This is a genomic window from Coleofasciculus sp. FACHB-712 (assembly GCF_014695635.1).
GTDB lineage: Bacteria > Cyanobacteriota > Cyanobacteriia > Cyanobacteriales > FACHB-T130 > FACHB-T130.
The window spans coordinates 1-5976 of record NZ_JACJOQ010000689.1 but is presented as its reverse complement, the minus strand read 5'-3'; the positions used below and the strand labels follow the sequence as shown (position 1 = coordinate 5976).

Genomic DNA, 5976 nt, shown 5'->3' with positions numbered 1-5976 from the left:
GTGAAGGCGAGATCCCGGACTTTTTAAAAGAAACCGGAATCTGAAGAGATAGCTGAAAAAATAGAATTGCTACAGTGAAAATTTATATTCTCATCCTAAAAAAATTGCCAAATTGATTCTCAAATATATCCAGAACTCATGCAAAAATTAGCTGCGGGGCTTGTTTTCGGAATGCTTGTCCTGGCTGTTGGCGCTGGAGGCTGCGATTTGATCCCTAGCCCTGATGGTGAAATTTCGCCAGATGAAACATCACCAACCGCCCCAAGCCCCACGCCTAGTTCCTCTAGTAATTTCCTAACCTTGGAAGAGTATACTCACGAACTCATCAACCAATATCGAAAGTCCCAAAATTTGCCACCTCTGACGCTAGATCCTCGAATTAGCAAAGAGGCAAGGGCACACAGTCAGGCAATGGCAAATGGTGCGGTTCCTTTCAGCCATAATGGATTTGAGCAGCGAGCGAAGGCAATTGGTAAATCGATTTCTTATGGCGGTGCATCTGAAAATGTGGCATACAATCAAGGCTTTAGCGATCCAGCCAAGCAAGCAGTAGAAGGTTGGCTAAAAAGCCCCGGTCATCTGAAAAATATTCAAGGTCAGTATGATTTAACTGGGGTAGGTGTTGCCAAGAACGCAAAGGGCGAGTATTACTTAACTCAAATATTCATTAAACGCCGCTAAGGAGAGAGAATTGGAAGATTTTCAAGTATGCGATCGCGACCTTTCCGAGGAGATATTGTCTCAATATCTGCAAGAGTCAGCGATCGCTGTGGATACTGAAACAATGGGATTGATACCCCAACGCGATCGCTTATGCTTGGTGCAGCTGTGCGACTCCCAAAACCGCGTTACAGTCGTGCGAATTGCCAAAGGACAGATAGACGCTCCCAATTTAAAACAACTGATGGAAGCCCCCAACGTCCTAAAACTATTTCACTTTGCCCGTTTCGATGTTGCCCAACTACGGCAAAATTTAGGCATCCATGTAACTCCCATTTTTTGTACTAAAATTGCCAGCAAGCTTGCTCGCACCTATACTTCCCGCCACGGTTTGAAGGAGTTGGTGCAAGAGTTAGAGAAGGTAGAACTCGACAAAACGGCTCAAAGTTCAGACTGGGGAAATGCTGCAAACTTATCCGAAGAACAACTCCGCTATGCAGCGAATGATGTTCGTTATCTACTCAGCGTGCGACAAAAACTAGTTGTAATGCTGCAACGCGAAGGGCGATGGGAAGTTGCTCAGCAATGTTTTGAATGTTTGCCCACGATTGTGACTTTGGATTTGCTGCAATATAAGGATATTTTTGAACACTAAAAACGTGGATACAATAACTTATAAAATTCACGTCCTCTAGGGGCATGGTAATGCCATACCCCTACACAAGAAATAGGTAGTAAATCTACGTTCCTGATCTATTCGCGATTCCTGGTTCACAATTTATTAACAGTTAGCAGTCAGAATCGTCTCAACTGGAAAGCCTACTGCTTTCCACGCCGCTACGCCCCCTCTGATTTCAGACACTTGTTGATAGCCAGCCGCACGCAGTTTTGTAGCACCAACTGCGGTTTCTTCATCGGTTTCACCGTAAATGTAAATATCACGGGTGAGCTCCAATTTGGTGAGGGCGCGATCGACTAATTCGTTCATCGGCATGGGGATAGCTCCCATGATGTGGCTAATATTAAATTGGCTGCGATCGCTTACATCAATAATCGTCAAAGCCGGTTCACCCCAGTCTAGCCGCGCTTTCAGGTCATAAACACGAGATTGGGCTTGCAGCGTTGGCGGTGACGGAATAATCCAAAAGAACTTATTCATCGCTGGGTATCATCTTCTATGGCGTTCCCTGAAATTTAACAATAATTTTTAACATTTGCAAATTTTTATAGATAAAGTATTTACACTTGAGGGAATTTATGCCTATTTGTATAGGTGAAATTACTTAGAAAGTATAATCATTAGCTTTGACGATAAATGCTAGAAAAAATCTAAGATTTTCTTTTCCTGTATTGGCTGATTAGTAAGTATTTTTTAAAATTTATTTTATGAGAACTTTCAATTGCATTAAACGCAAAATAACCTTTAACAAAGGCATTTTGATAAAACTATAGGAAATTTTTTTCAATGAACTGAAAATTTTAACTGCAAATCAGGCAAAAATGCTTGATAGAAAATGGCTGTAATAAGATTTAAAATATAAGGTGTTTCAGGACTGGCATTAAGTAAAAATGTTCCCTGTCAAATCCGTCTCATCATAAAGTAATCCAACCGGGCTTGGGGAGCCGGGTTAGGTTTCGGGAATTGCAGGAAGAGAATGTAATGAATTAGCTAGATTAAATTCAAATATTTAATCTAGCTAATTCATTACATTTTGAAATCATAATTCATTCTGCTTATTGCTTCTGAAGAAACGATTGCCGTGTTAGGATCGCTATCGATTAGATGAGCTTTAGTAGTGGTGCAAGAAAATGGAATTCAATGAACTGTTAACCTTAGCGCTGATGCTTAGTCCGGGTCTTTTACTGTCAATTTTGATATTGGCTGCTTTTGCGGCTGGCGGCTAAGACTATTTTTAGGTTCAGATGGGAAATTCCCTGAAATAGGAAGCCAATTGGCTAGTTGCCAACTATGCGATCGCAAGTTGGTAATGGAACGAGCAACTTTAACCGAAGCGATCGCCTAAAATGCCAAAAATAGGCGATAACTTCTCATCGAAACAATATCCTCTCTTGAGCTAGAGACAGAATTGCGATCGCAGATGACATATCGCTGAGAATTTGACTAAATTTAATCAGCGAATTTTTCGCTGTTAGAAGGTTTGTGAGACAGGGAAGAACCAGTCAACGATTCATCCAGCTGCATCCGTTGTTCAAGCTGGCGTAAGAAATAGCCAGTCATCATGGCTGATGCCAATAGACCTGCTAAATTTTCTCTGTCAGTCGTAATTTGAACATTAAAATTCTCTGAGGGAAGCATTCCCACCAGTCCCTGAACGTTCTGCGAGACGATTTGCTTAATGTCCGGCGTGACAGATTTGGCAACTCGCGCTAAAACTTCTGGAGATTGGTGCTGAATATATTGGAGGAGCTGATTGACTTGTGCATCTTCAGGCTCGCGGTCGAACAATTCAGGGTTAAACACCATTGGAATAAAAAGATTTGAGTAGCTTTCCTTCTACTGTAAACGATTGTGTTGTTTGGCTACTCCATACTATTGGTTATCAAATGTAAGCCGATAGAGAGATTTTTTGAAAAATATGCTCTGTGAAACACCAAATGGCTGGTTTTACGGTACATCCTGCTGAGTCAGTTGGGGGAGTTGTTCGACTTCAAAATATTGATGAAATTTTTCCGTAACCTGTAACCAGTAGGAACGACCATCGGCTTGTCGGCGCTTGCGGATAAAACCCAGTTCGACAAGTTCCTGGACGTGCTGATAAGCTCCCGAACCGCGCAAATCGACCAACTCAGATTGGGTAATGGGGCTTTTGAGGGCGATCGCTGCCAGCGTCCTCAAGGCTCCTACCCCTAAGTCTAGTGGCACTAACGCCTCTACCAAACCTTGAAAGGGCGAGCGCAATTGTAAGGTAAAGCCTTCAGGCGTTTCCACCACTTCTAGGGCGCTATCCCGGTGAGCATAGTCAGTCATGAGTTCAATCAGGGCATCTTCGGCGTTATCGCGATCGCATTCAGCATATTCGGCAATTTCGCTAACCGAGATCGGCTTACCCTTGAGATAAAGAATAGCTTCAATTTTCGAGGCGAGGCGAGGCATCATTACTCATTCGTCATTAGTCAGTCATTGGTCATTCGTCATTAGTCAGTCATTGGTAAGAGACTCTGAACAAAAGACGAATGACTAAATGGGTTAGTCTAGCTGGCGTCCTGTGAGTTCAACGAAAATATCTTCTAGATTGGACGGGCGAACCATCATACCAGTTTTATCCGGTGCAGCGTCAAGATAAGCGTTGGCTTGTTCCAGATTGGGGAAGAATTTGTATTCCCAGCGATCTCCTTGTTGTTTCATCACCAACCCTTCGCCGTGTTTAGAGCGCAACTGTTGCAAGGTGCCAAGCTCAATCAATTGACCGGCATCCATGATACCAATGCGATCGCACAAATATTCCACCTCATCCATATAATGAGTCGTCAGCAGCATCGTCATCCCTTGCTTATTCAAATCTCGGATAATTTCCCAGAGACGGCGGCGCGTTTGCGGGTCTAATCCCACCGTTGGCTCATCCAAAAAAAGAATAGAAGGTTGATGCAATAAGGCTCTGGCAATCTGCAATCGGCGCTTCATGCCACCTGAAAGGGTTTTTACCAGGCTATCTCGCCTGTCTACCAGTTCCACGTATTCCAGCCATCGATCGATGTCCTGCTGTCGCTGGTGCTGGGGAATATGGTGCATCCGCCCATGCAGTTCCATATTTTCCCAAACCGTCAAATCGGCATCCACGCTGATTTGTTGCAATACCACCCCAATATTTTGTTTTACCTGCAAAGGTTGTCGTACCACATCATATCCAGCGACCTCAATTTGACCTTCACTGGGTTTTGTCAATGTGGTTAGCATCCGAATTGTCGTAGATTTCCCTGCACCGTTAGGGCCAAGGAGTCCAAACATCTCTCCAGATTTAATCGTAAAGCAGAGGTCGTTGACGACAGGGATTTTGTTGTAGAGTTTGCGGACGTTCTCAAGGGAAACAGCAGTCATAGGAATTATTAAAAATTAGAAATGATTGGACTTTCAATATTTAATTCGCTATTTTCCTTTTCCTCCATTTCTTGCAAAGATTGCCAGCCTGCTTGCCACTGGGAGGGATTTTTTAGCAGCTTGGCGTTAATCCAGAAACGCACATTTGGGTCACAGGAAGCAACCATTTCTGCAAAAACAAACTTACCTTGGTTTTTGCGATTCACTACCTGAAAATGTCGCCATCCCCACGTTTTTTGCTGGGCTGTCCATTTGGAACCAACTAAGTAGGGAAATTTTTGTTTTTTCTGCATTTTCTACTTAATAAAATATTTTTCAACAAAAAATACTAAATCATGTTGCTAGATTTTTGGCACTTCTGAATTAGATTTATTGCACGGCATCATCAGGACAATTTGCTCTTGATTTTACGCACGCAACAGACGAGACGAATGAAGAAGTGAAGGATGCGATAGCGAAGTGCCGACCTGTCGGTTCGCTCTTCCCATCCCTCACAAGCGCGATCGCATCCTACTACTGGCTTTACTCAAGAGGGTGTTTTGAATCACTCTCAGCCAAGTAAACATTTTCTAGAGATTCTCTAGCCGTGTCGAGATTCTCTTGTTCTTGTGTGGTTTCCGCTGGTGATTCGACTTCGCCTGCTTCAATTTGCTGCTGAAATTCTAACAGCGTCTCATACATTTCTTCGTTAATGTTGAATATGGGTTCTTCAGTCATGAATTAATCTCCGTTTAAAAATTGTGACTTTAAGCTGTTTCCGATTCTTCCTGAGAGGTAAGCTGGGCGATCGCTTGTTGGAATTCTTCCACCGATCTGATTGTAATTGCCCGTCTATGAAGCTGTTTTAGCAAAGCTGGATCTTCTATGCTAGTGACGCTCTCGACAATTAAGCTAGGCACCGTTTCAAACCGCGTCTCCAGAACTTCAATGATATTCTCTCTAGAAGTTTGTAAGATTCCCTTGCGGATGCCTCTCCGTTCAATTGGAGTGATAAACGGCATTCTTCTTTCCTCCTCGTAACGACTCAGTGTTTCTTCAAACCCAAACTGCAATTCCTCTGGTAACACCATCATCCACTCAATCAACCGGAACAACTCTAGGATGTTTTCCCGGCTGTAGCCTCGTTCATATAGCCCTCGAACTAGGCTCAATTTCCACTCTAACCGTCCTTCGGGATTGCGGCGCGTTGCCTGTGCTTTCAGATGAGCCATGATGATGACAGCAAAAGGATTAGTGCTTTGCTCTAAACTTTGCCACTG

The 5976-nt window shown here is 43.3% G+C and carries 8 protein-coding genes and 1 pseudogene; 2 read left to right on the top strand and 7 right to left on the bottom strand.

Annotated features, from left to right (window positions below; all coding sequences use genetic code 11):
- Nucleotides 1-138: 138 nt before the first annotated feature.
- Nucleotides 139-681 (top strand): CAP domain-containing protein, encoded by a 543-nt coding sequence (locus H6F50_RS25765; protein WP_190430899.1) that lies wholly within the window; start codon nucleotides 139-141, stop codon nucleotides 679-681.
- A 10-nt stretch (nucleotides 682-691) separates the two neighbouring features.
- Nucleotides 692-1315, top strand: a complete 624-nt coding sequence (locus H6F50_RS25760) for a ribonuclease D (protein ID WP_190430898.1) — start codon at nucleotides 692-694, stop codon at nucleotides 1313-1315.
- Nucleotides 1316-1441: 126 nt separating this feature from the next.
- On the opposite strand, the gene H6F50_RS25755 is transcribed toward H6F50_RS25760, so the two are convergent.
- From H6F50_RS25755 to H6F50_RS25725, 7 genes and pseudogenes are all read right to left on the bottom strand, one after another.
- Nucleotides 1442-1819 carry a rhodanese-like domain-containing protein gene (locus H6F50_RS25755; protein ID WP_190430897.1) on the bottom strand — a complete coding sequence of 126 codons (378 nt, stop codon included), beginning with the start codon at nucleotides 1817-1819 and terminating at the stop codon, nucleotides 1442-1444.
- 969 nt (nucleotides 1820-2788) lie between these two features.
- Nucleotides 2789-3145: a DUF760 domain-containing protein gene (locus H6F50_RS25750; protein WP_190410577.1), complete on the bottom strand. Its 357-nt coding sequence runs from the start codon at nucleotides 3143-3145 to the stop codon at nucleotides 2789-2791.
- A gap of 141 nt (nucleotides 3146-3286) precedes the next feature.
- On the bottom strand, nucleotides 3287-3775 hold the full coding sequence (gene scpB / locus H6F50_RS25745; protein ID WP_190430900.1) for an SMC-Scp complex subunit ScpB: 489 nt from the start codon (nucleotides 3773-3775) through the stop codon (nucleotides 3287-3289).
- A 93-nt stretch (nucleotides 3776-3868) separates the two neighbouring features.
- On the bottom strand, nucleotides 3869-4717 hold the full coding sequence (locus tag H6F50_RS25740; protein ID WP_190430896.1) for an ABC transporter ATP-binding protein: 849 nt from the start codon (nucleotides 4715-4717) through the stop codon (nucleotides 3869-3871).
- Between the two features lie 8 nt (nucleotides 4718-4725).
- Nucleotides 4726-5010: a TIGR02450 family Trp-rich protein gene (locus tag H6F50_RS25735; RefSeq protein WP_190410579.1), complete on the bottom strand. Its 285-nt coding sequence runs from the start codon at nucleotides 5008-5010 to the stop codon at nucleotides 4726-4728.
- A gap of 229 nt (nucleotides 5011-5239) precedes the next feature.
- Complete coding sequence (locus H6F50_RS25730) at nucleotides 5240-5434, bottom strand: hypothetical protein (protein ID WP_190430895.1); 195 nt, start codon at nucleotides 5432-5434, stop codon at nucleotides 5240-5242.
- Between the two features lie 29 nt (nucleotides 5435-5463).
- Nucleotides 5464-5976, bottom strand: a pseudogene (locus H6F50_RS25725) (transposase); the annotation flags it as partial.

Coding starts and splice junctions, on each gene's coding strand:
- H6F50_RS25765 (WP_190430899.1), top strand. CDS start 139: ATGCAAAAATTAGCTGCGGGGCTTGTTTTCGGAATGCTTGTCCTGGCT.
- H6F50_RS25755 (WP_190430897.1), bottom strand. CDS start 1,819: ATGAATAAGTTCTTTTGGATTATTCCGTCACCGCCAACGCTGCAAGCC.
- H6F50_RS25750 (WP_190410577.1), bottom strand. CDS start 3,145: ATGGTGTTTAACCCTGAATTGTTCGACCGCGAGCCTGAAGATGCACAA.
- scpB (WP_190430900.1), bottom strand. CDS start 3,775: ATGCCTCGCCTCGCCTCGAAAATTGAAGCTATTCTTTATCTCAAGGGT.
- H6F50_RS25740 (WP_190430896.1), bottom strand. CDS start 4,717: ATGACTGCTGTTTCCCTTGAGAACGTCCGCAAACTCTACAACAAAATC.
- H6F50_RS25735 (WP_190410579.1), bottom strand. CDS start 5,010: ATGCAGAAAAAACAAAAATTTCCCTACTTAGTTGGTTCCAAATGGACA.
- H6F50_RS25730 (WP_190430895.1), bottom strand. CDS start 5,434: ATGACTGAAGAACCCATATTCAACATTAACGAAGAAATGTATGAGACG.